The 17,098-nt window shown below is 71.1% G+C and carries 19 protein-coding genes; 10 read left to right on the top strand and 9 right to left on the bottom strand.

Features of this window, described 5'->3' with window-relative positions; genetic code table 11:
* The first annotated feature begins 141 nt into the window (after nt 1-141).
* Together ACRX5W_RS23680 and ACRX5W_RS23675 are read left to right on the top strand one after the other, a co-directional pair.
* A complete protein-coding gene (locus tag ACRX5W_RS23680; RefSeq protein ID WP_436790285.1) occupies nt 142-1,845 on the top strand; it encodes an FAD-dependent monooxygenase in 1,704 nt (567 codons plus the stop codon).
* 462 nt (nt 1,846-2,307) lie between these two features.
* The gene (locus tag ACRX5W_RS23675; protein ID WP_436790284.1) at nt 2,308-2,718 is read left to right on the top strand and encodes a VOC family protein; all 411 of its coding nucleotides are present in this window, start codon (nt 2,308-2,310) and stop codon (nt 2,716-2,718) included.
* 11 nt (nt 2,719-2,729) lie between these two features.
* Here ACRX5W_RS23675 and ACRX5W_RS23670 read toward each other — a convergent pair whose 3' ends face one another.
* From ACRX5W_RS23670 to recA, 3 genes are all read right to left on the bottom strand, one after another.
* The gene (locus tag ACRX5W_RS23670) at nt 2,730-3,416 is read right to left on the bottom strand and encodes a helix-turn-helix domain-containing protein (RefSeq protein WP_436790283.1); all 687 of its coding nucleotides are present in this window, start codon (nt 3,414-3,416) and stop codon (nt 2,730-2,732) included.
* A gap of 243 nt (nt 3,417-3,659) precedes the next feature.
* Nucleotides 3,660-4,763 carry a regulatory protein RecX gene (locus ACRX5W_RS23665; RefSeq protein WP_436790282.1) on the bottom strand — a complete coding sequence of 368 codons (1,104 nt, stop codon included), beginning with the start codon at nt 4,761-4,763 and terminating at the stop codon, nt 3,660-3,662.
* Between the two features lie 369 nt (nt 4,764-5,132).
* The gene (gene recA, locus ACRX5W_RS23660; RefSeq protein ID WP_436790281.1) at nt 5,133-6,299 is read right to left on the bottom strand and encodes a recombinase RecA; all 1,167 of its coding nucleotides are present in this window, start codon (nt 6,297-6,299) and stop codon (nt 5,133-5,135) included.
* Nucleotides 6,300-6,572: 273 nt separating this feature from the next.
* Here recA and ACRX5W_RS23655 point away from each other — a divergent pair, with 273 nt between their 5' ends.
* On the top strand, nt 6,573-7,730 hold the full coding sequence (locus ACRX5W_RS23655) for an RNA-guided endonuclease InsQ/TnpB family protein (protein WP_436790280.1): 1,158 nt from the start codon (nt 6,573-6,575) through the stop codon (nt 7,728-7,730).
* 143 nt (nt 7,731-7,873) lie between these two features.
* Here the strand turns inward: ACRX5W_RS23655 and ACRX5W_RS23650 are convergent, their stop codons facing one another.
* Nucleotides 7,874-8,116 carry a hypothetical protein gene (locus tag ACRX5W_RS23650; RefSeq protein WP_436790279.1) on the bottom strand — a complete coding sequence of 81 codons (243 nt, stop codon included), beginning with the start codon at nt 8,114-8,116 and terminating at the stop codon, nt 7,874-7,876.
* Nucleotides 8,117-8,319: 203 nt separating this feature from the next.
* Between ACRX5W_RS23650 and ACRX5W_RS23645 the strand changes: the two genes are divergently transcribed.
* The gene (locus ACRX5W_RS23645; RefSeq protein WP_436790278.1) at nt 8,320-8,934 is read left to right on the top strand and encodes an NADPH-dependent FMN reductase; all 615 of its coding nucleotides are present in this window, start codon (nt 8,320-8,322) and stop codon (nt 8,932-8,934) included.
* 132 nt (nt 8,935-9,066) lie between these two features.
* Here ACRX5W_RS23645 and npdG read toward each other — a convergent pair whose 3' ends face one another.
* Nucleotides 9,067-9,759, bottom strand: a complete 693-nt coding sequence (gene npdG, locus ACRX5W_RS23640; RefSeq protein ID WP_436790277.1) for an NADPH-dependent F420 reductase — start codon at nt 9,757-9,759, stop codon at nt 9,067-9,069.
* Nucleotides 9,760-9,985: 226 nt separating this feature from the next.
* Between npdG and ACRX5W_RS23635 the strand changes: the two genes are divergently transcribed.
* Complete coding sequence (locus ACRX5W_RS23635) at nt 9,986-10,627, top strand: YegP family protein (RefSeq protein WP_436790276.1); 642 nt, start codon at nt 9,986-9,988, stop codon at nt 10,625-10,627.
* 218 nt (nt 10,628-10,845) lie between these two features.
* Here ACRX5W_RS23635 and ACRX5W_RS23630 read toward each other — a convergent pair whose 3' ends face one another.
* Nucleotides 10,846-11,064: a hypothetical protein gene (locus ACRX5W_RS23630; RefSeq protein ID WP_436790384.1), complete on the bottom strand. Its 219-nt coding sequence runs from the start codon at nt 11,062-11,064 to the stop codon at nt 10,846-10,848.
* A gap of 88 nt (nt 11,065-11,152) precedes the next feature.
* Here ACRX5W_RS23630 and map point away from each other — a divergent pair, with 88 nt between their 5' ends.
* On the top strand, nt 11,153-12,001 hold the full coding sequence (gene map / locus ACRX5W_RS23625) for a type I methionyl aminopeptidase (RefSeq protein ID WP_436790275.1): 849 nt from the start codon (nt 11,153-11,155) through the stop codon (nt 11,999-12,001).
* Between the two features lie 10 nt (nt 12,002-12,011).
* Complete coding sequence (locus ACRX5W_RS23620) at nt 12,012-13,025, top strand: hypothetical protein (RefSeq protein ID WP_436790274.1); 1,014 nt, start codon at nt 12,012-12,014, stop codon at nt 13,023-13,025.
* Between the two features lie 66 nt (nt 13,026-13,091).
* Here the strand turns inward: ACRX5W_RS23620 and ACRX5W_RS23615 are convergent, their stop codons facing one another.
* On the bottom strand, nt 13,092-13,799 hold the full coding sequence (locus tag ACRX5W_RS23615; protein WP_436790273.1) for a bifunctional DNA primase/polymerase: 708 nt from the start codon (nt 13,797-13,799) through the stop codon (nt 13,092-13,094).
* 396 nt (nt 13,800-14,195) lie between these two features.
* Nucleotides 14,196-14,405, bottom strand: coding sequence for a hypothetical protein (locus ACRX5W_RS23610; RefSeq protein ID WP_436790272.1), 210 nt, complete (start codon nt 14,403-14,405; stop codon nt 14,196-14,198).
* 71 nt (nt 14,406-14,476) lie between these two features.
* On the opposite strand from ACRX5W_RS23610, the gene ACRX5W_RS23605 reads away from it, so the two are divergent.
* On the top strand, nt 14,477-14,614 hold the full coding sequence (locus ACRX5W_RS23605) for a hypothetical protein (RefSeq protein ID WP_436790271.1): 138 nt from the start codon (nt 14,477-14,479) through the stop codon (nt 14,612-14,614).
* A 341-nt stretch (nt 14,615-14,955) separates the two neighbouring features.
* Here ACRX5W_RS23605 and ACRX5W_RS23600 read toward each other — a convergent pair whose 3' ends face one another.
* Nucleotides 14,956-15,576, bottom strand: a complete 621-nt coding sequence (locus tag ACRX5W_RS23600; RefSeq protein ID WP_436790270.1) for a TetR family transcriptional regulator — start codon at nt 15,574-15,576, stop codon at nt 14,956-14,958.
* 89 nt (nt 15,577-15,665) lie between these two features.
* Between ACRX5W_RS23600 and ACRX5W_RS23595 the strand changes: the two genes are divergently transcribed.
* Both ACRX5W_RS23595 and ACRX5W_RS23590 read left to right on the top strand, forming a co-directional pair.
* Nucleotides 15,666-16,163 carry a pyridoxamine 5'-phosphate oxidase family protein gene (locus tag ACRX5W_RS23595; RefSeq protein ID WP_436790269.1) on the top strand — a complete coding sequence of 166 codons (498 nt, stop codon included), beginning with the start codon at nt 15,666-15,668 and terminating at the stop codon, nt 16,161-16,163.
* Nucleotides 16,164-16,378: 215 nt separating this feature from the next.
* Nucleotides 16,379-16,996 (top strand): Uma2 family endonuclease, encoded by a 618-nt coding sequence (locus ACRX5W_RS23590; RefSeq protein ID WP_436790268.1) that lies wholly within the window; start codon nt 16,379-16,381, stop codon nt 16,994-16,996.
* The last annotated feature ends 102 nt before the right edge of the window (nt 16,997-17,098 follow it).

Raw genomic sequence — 17,098 nt, 5'->3', positions numbered from 1 at the left:
CAGTGCCGGATGATTGCCTCTGTGCCGTTTCAGGGGAACTTTGCCCGCCGGCGACGCGCACCGGCCGCGGCCGGGCGGCGGCGTACCGGGCGCGGATCCCCTGACACGACGTCAGGACTCGATTCCTCCGGGAGGCACCGCATGCCAGGCACGGCCGAATCCCATCCCCACCGGGACTCGGTGATCGTCGTCGGGGCCGGGCCCGCGGGGCTGGCGTCCGTGCTCGCCCTCGCGCGCCAGGGCGTCCCCACCGTGCTGATCGACGCGGGAGACGGCACCGCGCGCGAGGGCTCCCGGTCATGCGCACTCGACGCGGCGACATACGCGTTCGCCGCCGGGTTGGCCGGCGGGCGCCTCGCGGGGGCCGGCCAGCCGTGGGGACCGCTGCGCATCCGGCGGCGGTCGACGGACGTGCCCACACTGCGCGGCCCGGACGAATCCGCCGAGCCCGCCTCCACGGAGCGCTTCGGGCTCTCCCAACAGCGCCTGGAACAGGCCCTGTTGGACACCGTGCGGGCGACCCCGCTGGTCACCGCCTTGTGGCGGCACCGCGTCGAGGGCATCGAACAGCACACCGACTCCGTGACCGTCCTCGCCCGCGGCCCCCGCGGCGTCATCCAGCAGCGGGGCGCGTGGCTGGTGGCCGCCGACGGTGCGCACTCCGCGGTGCGCCGCGCTCTGGGCGTGCGCTTCCCGGGCCGCCCGCGCGTGGACCGGCTGCTGTGCGCCGACGTCAAGGTCGCGCTCCCGCGCCCGCCCTGGGACGAATCCCCCGTCGAACCCTGGCTGTTCGTCGATCCGCCCTTCCAACGCGACGGCACCGTGCTGGCCCAGCCGCTGCCCTCGGACATGTGGCGGCTGACTTGGCAACTCCCGCTCGCCCAGGGCATCGCCAAGGCCGCCGACGCCACCGCGCTCATCCCCGTGCACGGCGACCCGGGCGATCCGCGCCGCACGACGCACCGCGTTCGGGCGGTCCTGCGCACGCTGGAGGCGATGAACCCGGACGCCGACACCGCCGCGGACCCCGTCTACGACCTGGTCTGGACCGGCGAGTTCGAGGTCCACCAGCGCCTCGCCCGGCGATTCCGCATCGGGCGGGTCCTCCTCGCCGGCGACGCCGCGCACCTGGTCCACCCCACGGTCGCCGACGCCGTCGACCTCGCCCTCCAGGACGCCCGCAACCTGGCCTGGAAACTCGCGCTGGTGATCCGCCGCCGCGCGCCGGAACGCCTCGCGGAGACCTACCACGGCGAACGCCGAAGCGCCGCGCGGCGCAGGCTCGCGTACGGCGAGGACGCACTGCACTTCTTCAGCCCGCGCGGCACCGCCCAGAAGGTCGGGCGCCGGCTCACCCTGATGGGCGCGCGCGGCAAGGGCACGACGCTCCGACGCCTCGACCCGCGCACGCTCGTCGCGGACGCACAGCCGGAATACGCCGGTTCGCCGCTGCTCACCCCCGGCCCCGGCGTCGGCGCGATCGCCGACGACGTCCCCGTGGTCCGCGCCGACGGACAGCGCGCCCAACTGTCCGACTGCCTGGACGCCGGCCTGGTCGTGGTCCTTGTCGCCCCCGGCATAGAAGTTTGGGAGGGGCGACGCTGGCGGGACGCCGGCCTGATGCCCCTGCTCCGCGCCCGGCTCGCCGAACTCCCGGTGGCATCCGAGCTGGTCGTCACCCCGGAGTATCCGGAGGCGACCGCCCACACCCTGCTGGTCGTACGCCCCGACGGCTACCTTGCGGCCTGGCTGCCCCCGGGCCACGACGGCGAACTGATCACGACGGCCCTGCGAACAGTCGGCCGCCGCGCCCGCGAGGCGGTCGTCGCGGGTGTGCCGGAGTAAGGCCGGGCCGCGCGGCGACGACCAGCGACTCGACCGCGGCCGCGCGGGCTAAGCCCGTGGTCGCGTCTGCGACGCGCGCGAGTTCGGTCGCTCTGACGAGCACGCAGCGTGCGCCTTGCCTTCCCCCGGCCTGTTTCGTTCGCCCCGCAGCCCGAGACGGCTCTGGACGCTGCGACCGTCGACGCGGCCGGGGCCGGTGCCGACGTGGCGGTGGCCGTCGTCGGCGAGCGCACGGGCCGGGTCGGCGCCAACCCACGGACCGCGCGGGGTCCGGCGTCGTTGTCCGTCCGGCGGCCGTCGTGAAGCCCATCCCGATCGGCTTGCGGGAATCGTGCGGGTTCCTGCGGCTGTCGCGGACGTCCCTGGTGACGTCGTGCGGACGATCTCGGCCGCCGTTGACCCGTCCGCGGTGTGTCCGATTCGTTCAAGACCGCCCACCCGCCGCAGACCTACGGTGGCGGCATGAGCAGCACGAATTCCGCACCCGCGTTCACGTTCATCGGCTGCGTCGTCGACGACATGGCCGCCACACTCGCCTTCTACCGGCGGCTCGGCCTCGACATCCCCGCCGACGCCGACACACAGCCGCACGTCGAAGCTCCCCTGCCCGGCGGGCTGCTGCTGGTCTGGGACACCGCAGAGATCGTGCGTTCCTTCGCCCCGCATTGGGAGGCGCCCCGGGGCGGCCGGATCGGCCTCGCCTTCACCTGCACCGACCCCGCGTCGGTCGACCGGACGCACGACGATCTCGTCTCCGCGGGCTACCGGAGCCATCTGGCGCCCTTCGACGCGCCCTGGGGGCAGCGTTACGCGACCGTCCTCGATCCGGACGGCAACGGCGTGGACCTGCTGGCCGCGCTGCCTGCCGACTGACGGGGCCGTTCTCAGCCGCCGACCAAGGCGGTCAGCGGGACGCCGGTCAGCGACCGCACTTCGCGCGCGAGGTGGGACTGGTCGGCGTACCCCGCCCTCGCTGCGACGTCGGCGAACGGCTCTCCTCCGCGTGCCAGTTCGAGCGCGCGGCCGAGACGGAGCACACGGCCGAGCGTCTTCGCGCCGTAACCGAACGCCGCGACGCTCCGCCGATGCAACTGACGTCCGCTGAAGCCCACTTGGTCGGCAAGTGCGGCAACTCCCGCGCCGCGCGCCAGCCCTGCGGCAACGGCCTGGGCAACCGGATCGGGGGCGGTCTCACGCAGGCGCCGGGCCGCGATGTGCTCCAGGACCGGCCCGGGGTCCGCGGACTCGCCGATGTGTTCGACCCACGCACGCGCTTCACGCGCGGGCCACACATCCGCCAACGGCACCCTCCGGTCCCGGAGTTCGACGGCGGGCACGCCGAAGACCGCGGGCCCGAGGCCGGGCGCGAAGCGGATCCCGGTGTGCGCCGAGGGCTCACCGCCGACGACATGCGCGACAGTGTCCGGCCCGGCGACGACCAGATCGCCGTGCATCCAGATCAAATCCATGCACCCGTCCGGCAGAACCCGCGACTGTGCCGGCCGAAGCTCGCCCGTCCGCTTGTGCCAGACAACGGCACCGGCGACCACCGATACCCGCTCCTCGTACATCCCCTCAGCATGCCGGATCGCGCGGACGTTCGAGTCGCGGGCGGGACATTGAGGTTGACGGGGACGGCCCGGCCGCACTTGAGGAGGTGGCGGGAGTAGGACGCGGCCTCGCTGACGGCGACGATGCGGTTTCGGGCGCCCGGTTCCTCCCAGTGGCGGTTCCGGCCCACGACCGCATCCGGGGAAGGCGGGGCGTCACCTGGCGTGTCAGGCGAATGCCGGCGGCCTGCGTCCGCGTGCTCTTCAGGGTTCCGGTTCGGGCGGAGGATCGTCGTCGTAGTCGCCGCTGCCCGCCAGGCCCTCACCGTGCCACGCGTCGTCGTCCTCGTCGGCGTCGAGTGCCTCGCGGACGACCCGGAGCGCCAACCCCTCGCCGTACCCCTTGCGCGCGAGCATGCCGGCGAGCCTGCGCATGCGGACTTGTCGGTCGAGGCGCCGGGTGCTCGGAAGTCTGCGGGCGACCAGCGCCCGAGCGGTTGCCAACTCCTGTTCGGGGTCGAGGCGTTCGACCGCTTCGTGGACGAGGTCGGGGTCGACTCCGCGCTGTCGCAGTTCGCGGGCGAGCGCACGGCGGGCCAGGCCGCGCCCGACATGCCGGGTGTCGACCCATGCGGCTGCGAAGGCCGCGTCGTCGATGAGTTTGACCTCGGTGAACCGGCCGAGAACGTGCTCGGCCACGTCATCGGGCACGCCCCGGCGCTTGAGGGCGTCGGCCAACTGCGCGCGGGTCCGGGGCTGACCGGTCAACTGCCGCAGGCAGATCGCGCGCGCGGCGGCCTCGGGGTCGGCGTCCGGATCGATTTGCGCGGGCCCCGACCGCCGCTCGCGGGGGCGGGTGCCGCTCGTCGGCTCCGCTCCCGGGTCGGCGACCGCATCCCGCCCTCCACCGCGCCCGCGACGCCTGCCCCGACGACGGCGTCCCGTCGCACGATCGGAGCCGTCGTGGCCGTCGGTGCCGTCGTGGGTGTCGGTGCCGTCGAAGCCGTCGACGCCACCCGCGTCCGCCCTGCTCAGGCGGTCCGAACCACCTGCCTGAGACCCGTCGTCGTCCTGCCGCCCCACCGCGTCATCGTCGGACGCCGCATCCGCCTCGCCGATGCGTCCCCCGCGACTCCCCACGCGGCGCTCCGGCCGCCCTGGACGGCTGCGGGCCCGCGCCCACTCCTCTACGGCGACCGTGGTGTCGTGGCCGCCGGCCAGCGCCTGCCCCAGCAGCGCGCGGGCACGCGCTTGCTCCTCGGCGCTGACCTCTCCCGCCCAGGTGTCATTCCATTCCGCGGTGTCATCGGGCGCGGCGGCTCCGTCAGTGTCGGAAGCCTCGCCGCGCACGCCGCGACGCCCTCGCACGTGTGTCCCCTTCTTGCGGCCGGAACCGGATCCTCGGAACCGCGCTCGCCCCTCGCTCCGCTCCGGCAACCGCACTGCGACCGTGGACTCGCCCGCGCCTGGATTCGCCGGTTCGCCGGGGTCGGGTCGGATACCGCCCCGCCCGCGGCGACCGGTCCGCACTTCTCCGGCGCACCGCGTCCCGAAGCACGGCCACCGCCCACTCCCCCGCTTCGTCGATCGCGAGTTCGTGCCGTGGCGTGCGGAAGGAAGCGGTGAACTCCTTCCGCCGCCCGCACGCGTGTCGCGGGCCGCGGCAAACTCGGGCTGGTCCCGGCGTGCCGCCGCGCTGCGAGAGCGTCGGTCCCGCACCGTCCACTCGCGCGGCCCCTACGCCTTCGCCGCCTTTGCCGCCGGCTCTGCGGGGGCCGCCGCCGGAGCCGCCTTGGCCGCGGGTGCTGCCGCCGGAGTCGCCTTTGCCGCTGAGGTCTTCGCGGGCGGTGTCGTACGCGCGGACGATTCCGCGGCGGCGGGCTCGCCCGAGGCGTCCGCATCGGCGTGCGGGCCGACGCCGAGCTTTTCCTTGATCTTCTTCTCGATCTCGTCGGCGAGGTCGGGGTTGTCCTTCAGGAAGTTGCGGGCATTCTCCTTGCCCTGGCCGAGCTGGTCGCCCTCGTACGTGTACCAGGCGCCGGACTTGCGGATGAAGCCGTGCTCGACGCCCATGTCGATGAGGCCGCCCTCGCGGCTGATGCCCACGCCGTACAGGATGTCGAACTCGGCCTGCTTGAAGGGCGCGGCCATCTTGTTCTTCACGACCTTGACCCGCGTGCGGTTGCCGACCGCCTCGGTGCCGTCCTTCAGGGTCTCGATGCGGCGGATGTCGAGGCGCACGGACGAGTAGAACTTGAGCGCGCGGCCACCCGTCGTCGTCTCGGGCGACCCGAACATGACGCCGATCTTCTCGCGGAGCTGGTTGATGAAGATCGCGGTGGTCTTGGTCTGGTTGAGCGCGCCGGCGACCTTGCGCAGCGCCTGGCTCATCAGCCGGGCCTGGAGGCCGACGTGGGAGTCGCCCATCTCGCCCTCGATCTCGGCTCGGGGCACCAGGGCCGCGACGGAGTCGACCACGATGATGTCGAGGGCGCCGGAGCGGATCAGCATGTCCGCGATTTCGAGCGCCTGCTCGCCGGTGTCCGGCTGGGAGACCAGCAGGGCGTCGGTGTCGACGCCGAGCTTCTTGGCGTACTCCGGGTCGAGCGCGTGCTCGGCGTCGACGATCGCGGCGACGCCGCCGGCGCGCTGCGCGTTCGCGATCGCGTGCAGGGCGATCGTCGTCTTACCGGACGACTCCGGGCCGTACACCTCGACGATGCGGCCTCGCGGGAGACCGCCGATGCCGAGGGCGACGTCGAGGGCGATCGACCCGGTGGGAATGATCTCGACCGGGGCACGCGCGTCGTCTCCGAGGCGCATGACGGAGCCCTTGCCGAACTGCCGCTCGATCTGTGCGAGGGCTGCGTCGAGAGCCTTCTCGCGGTCCTGTCCTGGTGCCATCGCTGATGCCGCCCTGTCGGGTCGTGGTGTGCGCTTCATTGTCCAGACGCTAACCCGTCCCACCGACATCGCGGGACGCGTCCGCACACACCTGTGGATAAGTCCCGCACCCAGCCTATGCGAACTCATGTTCGAGTTCGACAGCGACACCCGGCGCGGGGCGAGATTCAGCACGTTCCTGCGAAGAGCCCTGGCCTTGAAGACGAAGACCAAATATGCGCATCAGGATTGGGCCCCCTCGTGGTGACATAGGGCGATGATACGGTCACAGCCGTGAAGATCGTGGTGCAGGTGAAGCTCCTGCCGACGTCCGAGCAGGCGTCGGCGCTCGGGGCGACCCTTCGCACGGTCAACGAGGCGGCGTGCTGGGTCTCGACCGTCGCGTTCGAGCGGGGCGTTCCCCGCGAGTACGAGCTGCGCACGCACACCTACCCACAGCTGAAGGAACGTGGGCTCGGGGCGCAGGTCGCACAGCATGTGATCAAGAAGGTCCGGGACGCATACACGGCCCTGCACGCCAACATCAGGGCGGGAAACCTCGGTAAGCCCGGCTCGAAGCGCCGGACCAAAGCCGGGTCGAAGCCAATCGCCTTCCGCCCGGAGGCGGCGCAGCCGTACGACGACCGGTGCCTGTCCTGGCAGTTGGACGCACAGACTGTGTCGCTCTGGACCACGGCGGGCCGACTGAAGAACATCGCGTTCGCGTGCTCTCCGGACGCCCTCGAAACGCTGCGGCAGTACCGCAGGGGCGAGTCCGACTTGGTGGTGCGCGGCGGCGCGTTTTACCTGACCGCCACCTGCGACATCCCCGAACCCGAGGTGTACGAGCCGGACGGCTTCGTCGGTGTGGACTTCGGGATCGTCAACATCGCCACCGCGTCCACCGGCTACCGGGCCGCCGGGCGTGGCCTGAACCGGTACCGCGCCCGGCAGCTCGCGCTACGGGCCAAGCTCCAGAACAAGCGGACGAAGTCTGCCAAGCGCAGGCTGAAGGCCCGCGCCCGCCGTGAGCAGCGGCACGTCAGGAACACGAACCACATCATCGCGAAGACGATCGTGACCGAGGCTGAACGCACCGCACACGGAATCGCCCTGGAGGAACTCAAGGGCATCCGGCAGCGGGTACGGCTCCGCAAGCCCCAACGGGTCGCGCTCCACTCCTGGGCCTTCGCCCAACTCGGGGAGTTGGTCGTCTACAAGGCCCGACGTGCCGGTGTGCCGCTGGTGCACGTCGATCCCGCCTACACCTCGCAGCAGTGCAGCGAGTGCGGACACACCGACAAACGCAACCGGGTCGACCAGGGTCTCTTCATCTGCCGGAGCTGCGGGGTCGTTGCCCACGCGGACCGGAACGCTTCCCGCAACATCGCCACTCGCGGCGCTGCTGCGTGGACAGCGGGGCGTGAGTCACGCGTCCCTGCCACCCCCTAGTGGGTGTCTGAACGGGGGAGCCCACCCGGCAGCCAGCCGGCCACTACCTCCAAACCCGGCCCTTCTGACCGGGTCAAGTTGACGCGAACGAGTGACGGAAACGTCGCGGTGCCACGCGCCACGGCCCTGCCGGGACAGTCCACTCAGGCGGCGTTCTCCGCCGACGGAGTGGCCGATGAGGAGCGGGAGCCCGCGTCGCGGCGGGCGCGGTGCAGGTAGAACCACGCGATATTGCCGTCCACGGCCGCCAGCAGGACGAACGGAATGCCGAGCCAACTGCCGTCCACGAAGGCGATCACCGCGGCGACAAGCGCGAGCACGGCCACGACTGCGGCCAGGACGGCGACGCGTGGCGTGCGCGGCGCGGGGGTGGGCGTGGAGGGCATGCGGTCGGCTCCCGGAGGGCGGCATCGAGGATCGGAATCGGTGGTGACTCGGCGTTCGCCGGCCTCCATTGTCGCCGAGGGCCCGGCCGGGGAATAAACGCGCCCGGGAGCGGCCTTGTCGCGGGAAGCCCGTGCAAGTTGAAAACGAAACATCATGGGTATAAGTTGTTCACTGTTCAACCAACTCGCTGCCGGAGGCACCCATGACCCGCGTCCTCGCCATCTCGGGCTCGATCCGCGCCCAGTCGTTCAACACCGCCCTGCTGCACGCGCTGCCGGCCCTCGCCCCCGAGGGCATGACCATCGAGGTCTTCAAGGGCATCGACGAACTCCCGCATTTCAACCAGGACTTGGAGGCCGACGTACCAGCCTCCGTGGTCCGCCTGCGAGAGGCGATCCAGGCTGCGGACGGCGTGATCATCTCGACGCCCGAGTACAACCGCTCGGTCCCCGGCGTGCTGAAGAACGCGCTGGACTGGGCGTCGCGCCCGTACGGCCAGTCGTCCTGGTTCGGGAAGCCCGTCGCGGCGCTGTCCGCGTCTCCCGGCCCGCAGGGCGGCGGCATCCGCGCCCAGGAGGAGCTGCGCTCCCAGCTCCGCAACCTGGGGGCGTACGTCGTGCACGGCCCCGAGATCGCGGTGACGGAGGTGCACAGCCGCCTGAGCGTCGACGAGCAGGCCCGTGTGACGCTGAACGACCCGGCGACCGCGGGCATGGCCAAGTTCCTGCTCGCCGCCCTCGACGACGCCGTGCGCGCGAACACCGGCGGCACGCACGTAAAGTCGCTCGGCGCCTGGATGACGTCGCTGGCGGGCTGACGCCGCCCGCCCTAAGGACATGCATGAAGGCCCGGCACAAACGTGCCGGGCCTTCACGCATGTCCTTATATGTATGGGTACGCGGGCGCATCGGCGCGTGACAGGTGACACGCCCGCCCGGAACTCCGGGGCTCAGACGTCGGTGACCCGCAGGCCGGCGTGCGCCTTGTAGCGGCGGTTGACCGAGATGAGGTTCGCGGTGAGCGCCTCGACCTGACCCGCGTTGCGCAGGCGCCCCGCGTACACGCCGCGCATGCCCGGGATCCGGCTCGCCAGCGCCTGCACGATGTCCGTCGCGGCGCGCTCGTCGCCGAGCACCATGATGTCGGTGTCCAGGGACTCCACGTTGGGGTCCAGCAGCAGCACCGCCGAGACGTGGTGGAACGCCGCGGTCACCCGCGACTCGGGCAGGACGGCGGCGGCCTGCTGCGCGGCGCTGCCCTCCTCGACGGGCAGCGCGTACGCGCCGCGCTTGTCGAAGCCCATCGGGTTGACGCAGTCGACCACGATCTTGCCCGCGAGCTGCGCGCTGAGGGAGACGAGCAGCTCCTTGTGGCCGTCCCAGGGGACCGCCACGATGACGACGTCGCTCTCGGCGGCGCACGTCGCGTTGTCGGTACCGCGCACTCCGGCACCCAACTCCGCGGCGGCGGACGCCGCGCGGTCCGCGCTCCGCGAACCGATCACGACTTTCTGCCCCGCGACGGCGAGACGGTAGGCGAGGCCGCGACCCTGCTCGCCGGTTCCACCGAGGACGCCGACGACGAGACTTCCGACGTCAGGCAGGTCGCGCGGGTCGCGCTGAGCGTTGGAGGGGGTAGTCATGGCGTGATCCTGCCAGGGGGGTCGGCGAGAGGCAGCAGGCGGCGCCCAGATGCAGCCGAGGTCACAGCTCAATTCCCAGCATGGCTGGCATCTTGGGCAATTCAGACTCTTTGGTATTTCACCCTAAAGCCACAACTAGTGTGACAAATGCTGCAACCCGTGTTTGTTTGATACGTAAATCGTTCGGCGACGGGCCGGACATTTGTCCCGCACACGGGAGGCACCGATGCCGGCAAAGTTCGTTCTCAGCAAGGGCCGTACGGGCAAGTACAGCTTCGTCGTGGCAGCCGCCGACGGCACCACACTCGCGAAGTCCCCTGGGTACTCGACCAAGCGCGAGGCGATGACCGCACTGCGCTCCGTGCAGCGCATGGACGCGATGAGCGAGGTGGACGACCGGACCAGCGCCGTGATGTCGCAGTCGGCGAAGGCGCCCGCTCGGAAGACCGCGAAGGCGGTGTCGAAGGCCGTGTCGAAGAAGACCGCCGCCAAGCGCACCGCCAAGCGCACCGCGAAGGCCGCCGCACGCACCGCGTCCGCGTCCGCGAAGAAGACGACGGCGAACCGGGCCGGCGCCAGGAGCTCGATGGCGGGTGGCCGCACGCCCACGAAGAAGTCCGTCGTCAAGAAGGCCAAGAGCACCTCGGCGAAGAAGACCACCGCCAGGAAGACCGTCGCGAAGAAGGTCGGCGCGCTGAAGTCCGCTGTCAAGAAGACCGCCCGCAAGGCACCGGCCCGCAAGTCGACCGCGATGCGCGGCCCCGCGACGAAGCGCACCGCCCGCAAGACCGCGACCACGGCCAGGACCGCCGGAACCGCCATGGCCCGGAAGACCTCGATGCCGCGCCGCGTCGGCGCCGCGAGGTAGCCGTGGGTTAGCCCCGACCGATCGCCCGCCTTGCACGCCCGCGCCGCCGGGCCGCGCTCCGAAGCCGTCGTGCTTCTCGGATCGGCCCCCGGTCGCGGGCGTGCGGCAGTCCGGGGAGCCGGCCCATGCGGTTCGCCGGTCCGGGTCCACAGGACTCACATGGACGCGATGCCGCCCGGTCCTGCTCGGGACTGATCGGATCCGCTCACAGCCGCCGCTCAGTCCTGGGGCTTCCGGTCGTTCCACTGCGGGTCGCTCTCCCACGACTGGTTGCGCTCGTGCGCGGTCTCCAGTGCGTGTTCGGCTTCCTCCCGCGTGTCGTACGGGCCCCACCGGTCGAGCGCCCGGCACTCCGGCCCCTCTTCGACCCGGCCGTGCCGCACGCAGTAGAACCATTCGTTCTCGCGGCCCTTCGGCCGCCGCCACCACCCGAACATGACGCACTCCCCTGCCGTTCGTCCGCCGTTCGTCCGTGCGTGCTCGCGGGTGATGCTGCCCGACGCACGGTCGTTACACTCGCTTTTCATGGCCACTCTCGTTCCCGGCAAGCCCACCCCGATCCGTACCGTGCCCGCCGACATCCCGCGGCCGGAGTACGTCGGCAAGGCGGCGCCCGCGCGCTACGAGGGTTCCGACGTGCAGAGCGCGGAAACCATCGAGAAGATGCGTATCGCGGGGCGGATCGCCGCCGGGTCGCTGGTGGAGGCCGCCAAGCACGTCGCGCCCGGTGTGACGACGGACGAACTGGACCGCGTCGCCCACGAGTACATCCTCGACCACGGCGCGTACCCCTCGTGCCTGGGCTACCGCGGCTTCCCGAAGACGATCTGCACCTCGGTCAACGAGGTCATCTGCCACGGCATCCCGGACACCACGCGGCTGGAGGACGGCGACATCGTCAACCTCGACGTCACCGTGTTCATCCACGGGGTGCACGGCGACACCGATGCGACGTACCTGGTCGGGGACGTCGACGAGGAGTCGCGGCTGCTCGTCGAACGCACACAGGAAGCGCTGCACCGGGGCATCAAGGCGGCGCGGGCGGGCCGGCAGATCAACGTCATCGGGCGCGTGATCGAGTCGTACGCCAAGCGGTTCGGCTACGGCGTCGTACGCGACTTCACCGGCCACGGCATCAACTCGACGTTCCACTCCGGCCTGATCATCCCGCACTACGACGACCCTCGGGCGGTCACCGTCATGGAGCCGGGCATGACGTTCACGATCGAGCCGATGCTGACGCTGGGGACCCACGAATACGACATGTGGGACGACGGCTGGACCGTCGTGACCAAGGACCGCAAGCGCACCGCGCAGTTCGAACACACCATCGTCATCACGGACGCCGGCGCGGAGATCCTGACGCTGCCGTAGTCTCCCCGTCGTGGCTCGTACCGCACACACTTCACATCGGCAGATATCCGTGCCGCCCACCCGGCCCGTCCCGCTGCTCGCCGCGCTGTTCGCGGTCCTGCTCGTGTTCGCCGTCACCGGGTGCGTCACCGTCGACGGTGAGCACACCCGTGTCGCGCCGCTGGACGCCCGCGAAGCGGCCCAGGTGCTCGCGGAGTTCGACGCGCGCAACAACGAGGTGTACGCCAAGCGCGACTTGGCGCTCAACGCGCAGATCGAGACCGGGCCGGTCGGCGCGATCGACCAGGCGTCGCTGCGGATCATGCAGTTCACCGATCCCCAACTGACGCGTGAGATCCCGCAGTTCACGCACGATCAGCCGGACTTCTGGATACCCCGGACGATCGGCTGGCCCAAGTGGTTCGCGGTGCACAACACGCCGTCGTACCCGAACGCGCGCCCGATGCTGCTGGTCTTCACCAAGCAGAACCCGGACGCGCCGTGGCAGGCGGCCTGGGGGCCGACCCTGCGGCCCGGTGAGACGTTCCCCGAGCCCTATCGCGACGCGAAGGGCCACGTCGTGGAAGTCCCCGCCGACACAGCCGGGTTGGTCGTCACGCCGCGAGACGCCGCGGGCGCGTTGACCGCGTACCTGACGGATGGTCAGGCATGGGCGGGCCTGTTCGCCGACGGGCCGAGCACGACGGAGCAGCGCAAGTTGCGCGAGGAACCCGTGCAGAACGGATTCGTACGGCAGTTCATCGACACGCCCGCCGCGCACTTCCCGCCGCTCGCGATCCGGACCAAGGGCGGCGGCGCGCTGGTGCTCTTCGCGGTGGCGCACAGCATGAAGCTGACGGTCCAACCGCCCAACGTCCTGGGCGAGATCGAACCGGAACAGCAGGCGTTCATGGCCGCGCCACCGAAGAAGTCCGTGACCGAGCACCGGCTGACCGGATACGCGGCGGTCGTGCCGCCGGTGGGCGAGGGGCAGGTCCGGCTGGTGGCCACGATGTCGGGGCTCATCGGCGCCGAAGGCGAGTGAACGCGCGATCCCGCGGGCGACCGGGCGACACGCGTGCCGCCGGGCACAGCCGTGCCCGGCGGGCGGTCACATTCCCATCAGCCAGCGCGAGTCGGTCGAACCGGCACCGACCGTGTCGCAGGCGTCGGTCAGCACGTCCAGCACCCGCAGCGGGTCGGGCAGCGGGGCCTCGGGGCCGCGGATCCAGCTCACGGCGGCACCGGACGGGTGGCCGGACGGCGGCAGCAGCACATAGCTGCCCCGGCAGTGCCAGCGCAGGCCCGGGTGTTCGTCGAGGGTTTCCGGGTGGCAGTCGAGCTCGCACGGCCACCATTCGTCCTCGTCGACGGGGGTGCCGCGGGTGGCGGTGAAGAACAGATGGCGGTCGGGGCCGCACGCGACGACCGGGCCGACTTCGTCGCCCAGCGCTTCGAGAGCGATCTCGCCGGCCTCGGCCGGGACGTCGAGGACGTCGTGGGCGACACCGGTCGCGGTGACGAAGTTCGCGTCCGGATAGCGGTCGAGCCAGCGGGTCACCTGCGCGGCGTCGGATGTGGCCTGGGTCTGCCAGGCGGAGGAGAGCGGGTGCATGCCGGGCGACGGGCATCCGACGCGGTCACAGGAACAGCCGTACTCCAGCGGGTGCGCGGCCGGGCATACCGGCCAGCCGAGGCGTACGACCTCCAGGAGCAGGTCCGCACGGCTGTCGCGCCCGGCCTCCGGGTCCCGTCGCTGTGCGCGGCGCAGCCATCCGGCCACTCGGGCCCGCTTGCCGATGCGATCCGTACGGTCCATGGCACCCCTTCTTCCGCCCTGTTGACCATGATCTCCCCAAGCGCGGCGCCACCCTGCACAGCGCGGAGATGCGACGAAGGCAGTCCCATCATCGCTGCTCGGTGGTCGTCCCGGCCGCCGAGGGTTCCGAGCTGACCGGAATGGCACCGAGGCGCTACTTCCGGTCATCGCTTATCGGTCGGTTTCGTAGGGAAAGTGTCCGGGGTCACGCGCGAAAACGCGAATGCCGCAGGCCGTCGGCGCCCGGCACGAACGCGGCTCCCGCCCCGCGGGGTACGCGGAGGGCACACGGTAGGGGTTCCGGTGCGCCGCGGGCGGGACCCGGCGGGGTTACTTGGCACGGCTCCGCGTTCCGAGGCTTCGCGAGGCGGCATCGGGTGGGCAACAGCCGTGCGGTCATCCGCCGTTCGCCAGGGGCGACACGACGGCCGCCTCGGAAGTGGGGTCGTTGTCGGTCGTGTTGCCGGCTTTCACCATGAAGCACACCGCGCAGTACTTCGACCAGGGTTTGCCCGGCACGTACTCGCCGTTGTACTTCCAGGCGTGCGGCACGTCGTCGTGACATCGGAAAGGCCAAGTGTTCCGCCAGCCGTTGTTGTCGTCCACGGGATTCTCCGTCTGCCGTGAGGGGTTCTACACTCACGGTAACGGCCGTTGAGGCGGACGGAGGGCGTTCCATGGAGTGCGGCGTGTGCGGGGGCCGCAAGGGCTACTACCGGCTCGTCACCGAGGTCAAGGACGGCAAGGTCGTCGAACGCCGCGAGTGGGTCGATTGTTCGACTTGCCGGGGCACGGGCCAAGGCGCGGGCGGCTGACGGGATCCGCGCGTCCAACACCGCGCGACGGTCCGGCGACGCGGCGAAACAGCGGGCGGGAGAAGGCGGTTGCCGCCCGTCCGACTGCCGACGAGCATGGTGCCGTGGCGGGTTCGGGTGGTGCGGACGACGGTACGAGCGGCTGCGGCGATGTGCCGGCGCTCGGGGTCGCGGCGAACGTGCGCCGCCGGATCCCGCACGGCGAAGGCGGCGAACTGCGGGACGGACCGCGACACTTGCTGCGCGCGATGACCGCACCCCCGCGGAGCCCCGGACCGGACGGTCTTCACGGCGCCGGGCGACGACGCCCTGCACGTGGTCCCCGAGCAGCGGGAACCACGTCACTGCACTTCCGGGGCGCCTTGGGGTGGGGGGCCGACGGTGACGCAGTGCAGGGCGGTGCTGATGCGGGTGGTGAGCGAGCCTCCGTGCCGGATCCAGTCGTCGAGGGAGATGCGTACGGCGGCCATGGTCATCGCGGCGGTCATCCGGGGGCGTGGGTCGTGGTCGGCAAGGTGCGGGAAGCGCGGGGCGATGGCCTCGGCGATGGCGGTCTCGTAGCGGCGGTAGGCGTGCAGCACCCACGCGTCGAGGATGTTCGACGAGCGGGTCAGGCGCGCGAACTCGCGGATCCGGCCGTAGCTGGGCGGGTTGCGTTCGGCGATCTCGCGGAAGGCCGCGGTGATCGCGCCCATCGCGTCCAGGTGCGGGGGCTGCGCGGCGATGGTGGTGACGAGGCGGTCGAGCACGGGGCCGGTGATGCCTTCCGCGACGGCCTTCTCCTTCGCGTCGTAGTAACGGAAGAAGGTGGCCCGGGCCACGTCCGCGTCGTCGGCGATCACGTCGACGGTGGTGGCGGCCAGTCCGCGTTCGGCGACCAGCCGCGCCGCGGAGGCGGCGATACGGGCGGCCGTCGCGCGCCTCTTGCGATTTTGCAGGCCCTGCGCTTCACTGCGAGACATAGTCTCATAGTGAACTCTGTCTCATTCGGGGGCAAGTGAGGGCCGGCGTGCCCGTGCGCCCGGGGGCCGACCGAACGGAGCCGTTCCGTATGGGCGTGAACCAGCGCAAGCAGATCACCATGTCCGCACCGGAGGTCACCGAGTTCCTCCGGGAGCAGCGGGTGGCGACCCTGGCCACCCTCGGTCAGGACGGCCGGCCGCATCTGGTGGCCATGTGGTACGCGGTGATCGACGGCGTCATCTGGTTCGAGACCAAGGCCAAGTCGCAGAAGGCCGCGAACCTGCGCCGCGACCCGAGGGTGACGGTGATGGTCGAATCCGGCCATACCTACGACCAGTTGCGCGGCGTCTCCCTGGACGGTACCGCCGAGATCGTCGACGACCCCGAGGCGCTGTTCGCGGTGGGCGTGAGCATCTGGGAGCGCTACCACGGCCCGTACACCGAAGCGGCGCGGCCGTTGGTCGAGGTCATGCTGCACAACCGCGTCGCCGTCCGCGTGAACGCCAGCCGGACCCGCTCCTGGGACCACCGCAAGCTCGGCATGAACCCCATGCCACTCGGCGGCAGCACCGCCGCGTTCCTGTGACGAACCGCCGGACCGGCTCGTCTTCGGGGTCATGAGCTGCGACACGCGGACCCGGCATTCACCATCCGCACCTGCACTCACTTCACGCCAAAGTCCGCGTGGCTTGGCCTCACGGCGACGGAGTTACCCATGGCCGGCCGCACCTCGTCGGGAGCGCTGACGCCCGGAGCGATGGGGCGAAATTGGGTGACCGGCCCGGCAGTAGACTCAGGCGCATGGGCGCCGACATCCCCTTGGACGACAACCGGGCCATGTTCGACCGGCTGCTGCGCATGCTCGACGACCACCCGGAACTCGTCGGCGACGTGCGCTTCGAGACCACACCCACCGGCATCATTGCGATGAGCCCGGCCGACCTGGCACACGGCGCGATCATCCGCGAACTGCGCCGCCAACTCGACGCCGGCCTGGGAGGCAACGACACACGCGGCCTCGACGTCAACCAGGACGCCGGCTTCGTCGTCGCCGGGCTGAAGAAGATCCCCGACCTGTTCGTCCTCGACTACGACCGGCACGCCCCCGAATCCGACGGCTACGTCCAAGGCGTCGACGGAGTGTGGCTCTTCGCCGAAGTCACCTCCCCCTCGACCCGCGCCGCCGACCTCGGGCTCACCCACACCGCCGAAAACCCCGGAAAGCCCTGGGTGTACGCGGAGGCCGGCGTGCCGCTCTACCTCGTCGTCGACCGGAAACAGGCCCGCGTCCTCCTCTACGCCGAACCCGGGCCAGGAGGCTACACCCCACCCACAATCTGCCCTGTCGGCGAACGCCTGTGGCTCCCCCACCCGTTCGGTTTCGCCGTGGACACCGAAGCGTTCAAACCGCACCTCTGACGGCCGCGAATCCCGGCTTCAGCGTCGAGGAAGCCGCGGCCCCGAACCTGTTCATCGCCAAGGTTCACGACGCTGCACGGTTTGCAGTGTGATTCGGTCACG

Origin of the sequence: Yinghuangia sp. YIM S10712 (assembly GCF_051388935.1) — a bacterium.
Taxonomy (GTDB): domain Bacteria; phylum Actinomycetota; class Actinomycetes; order Streptomycetales; family Streptomycetaceae; genus Yinghuangia.
This window is presented reverse-complemented; position numbering and strand designations above follow the sequence as displayed.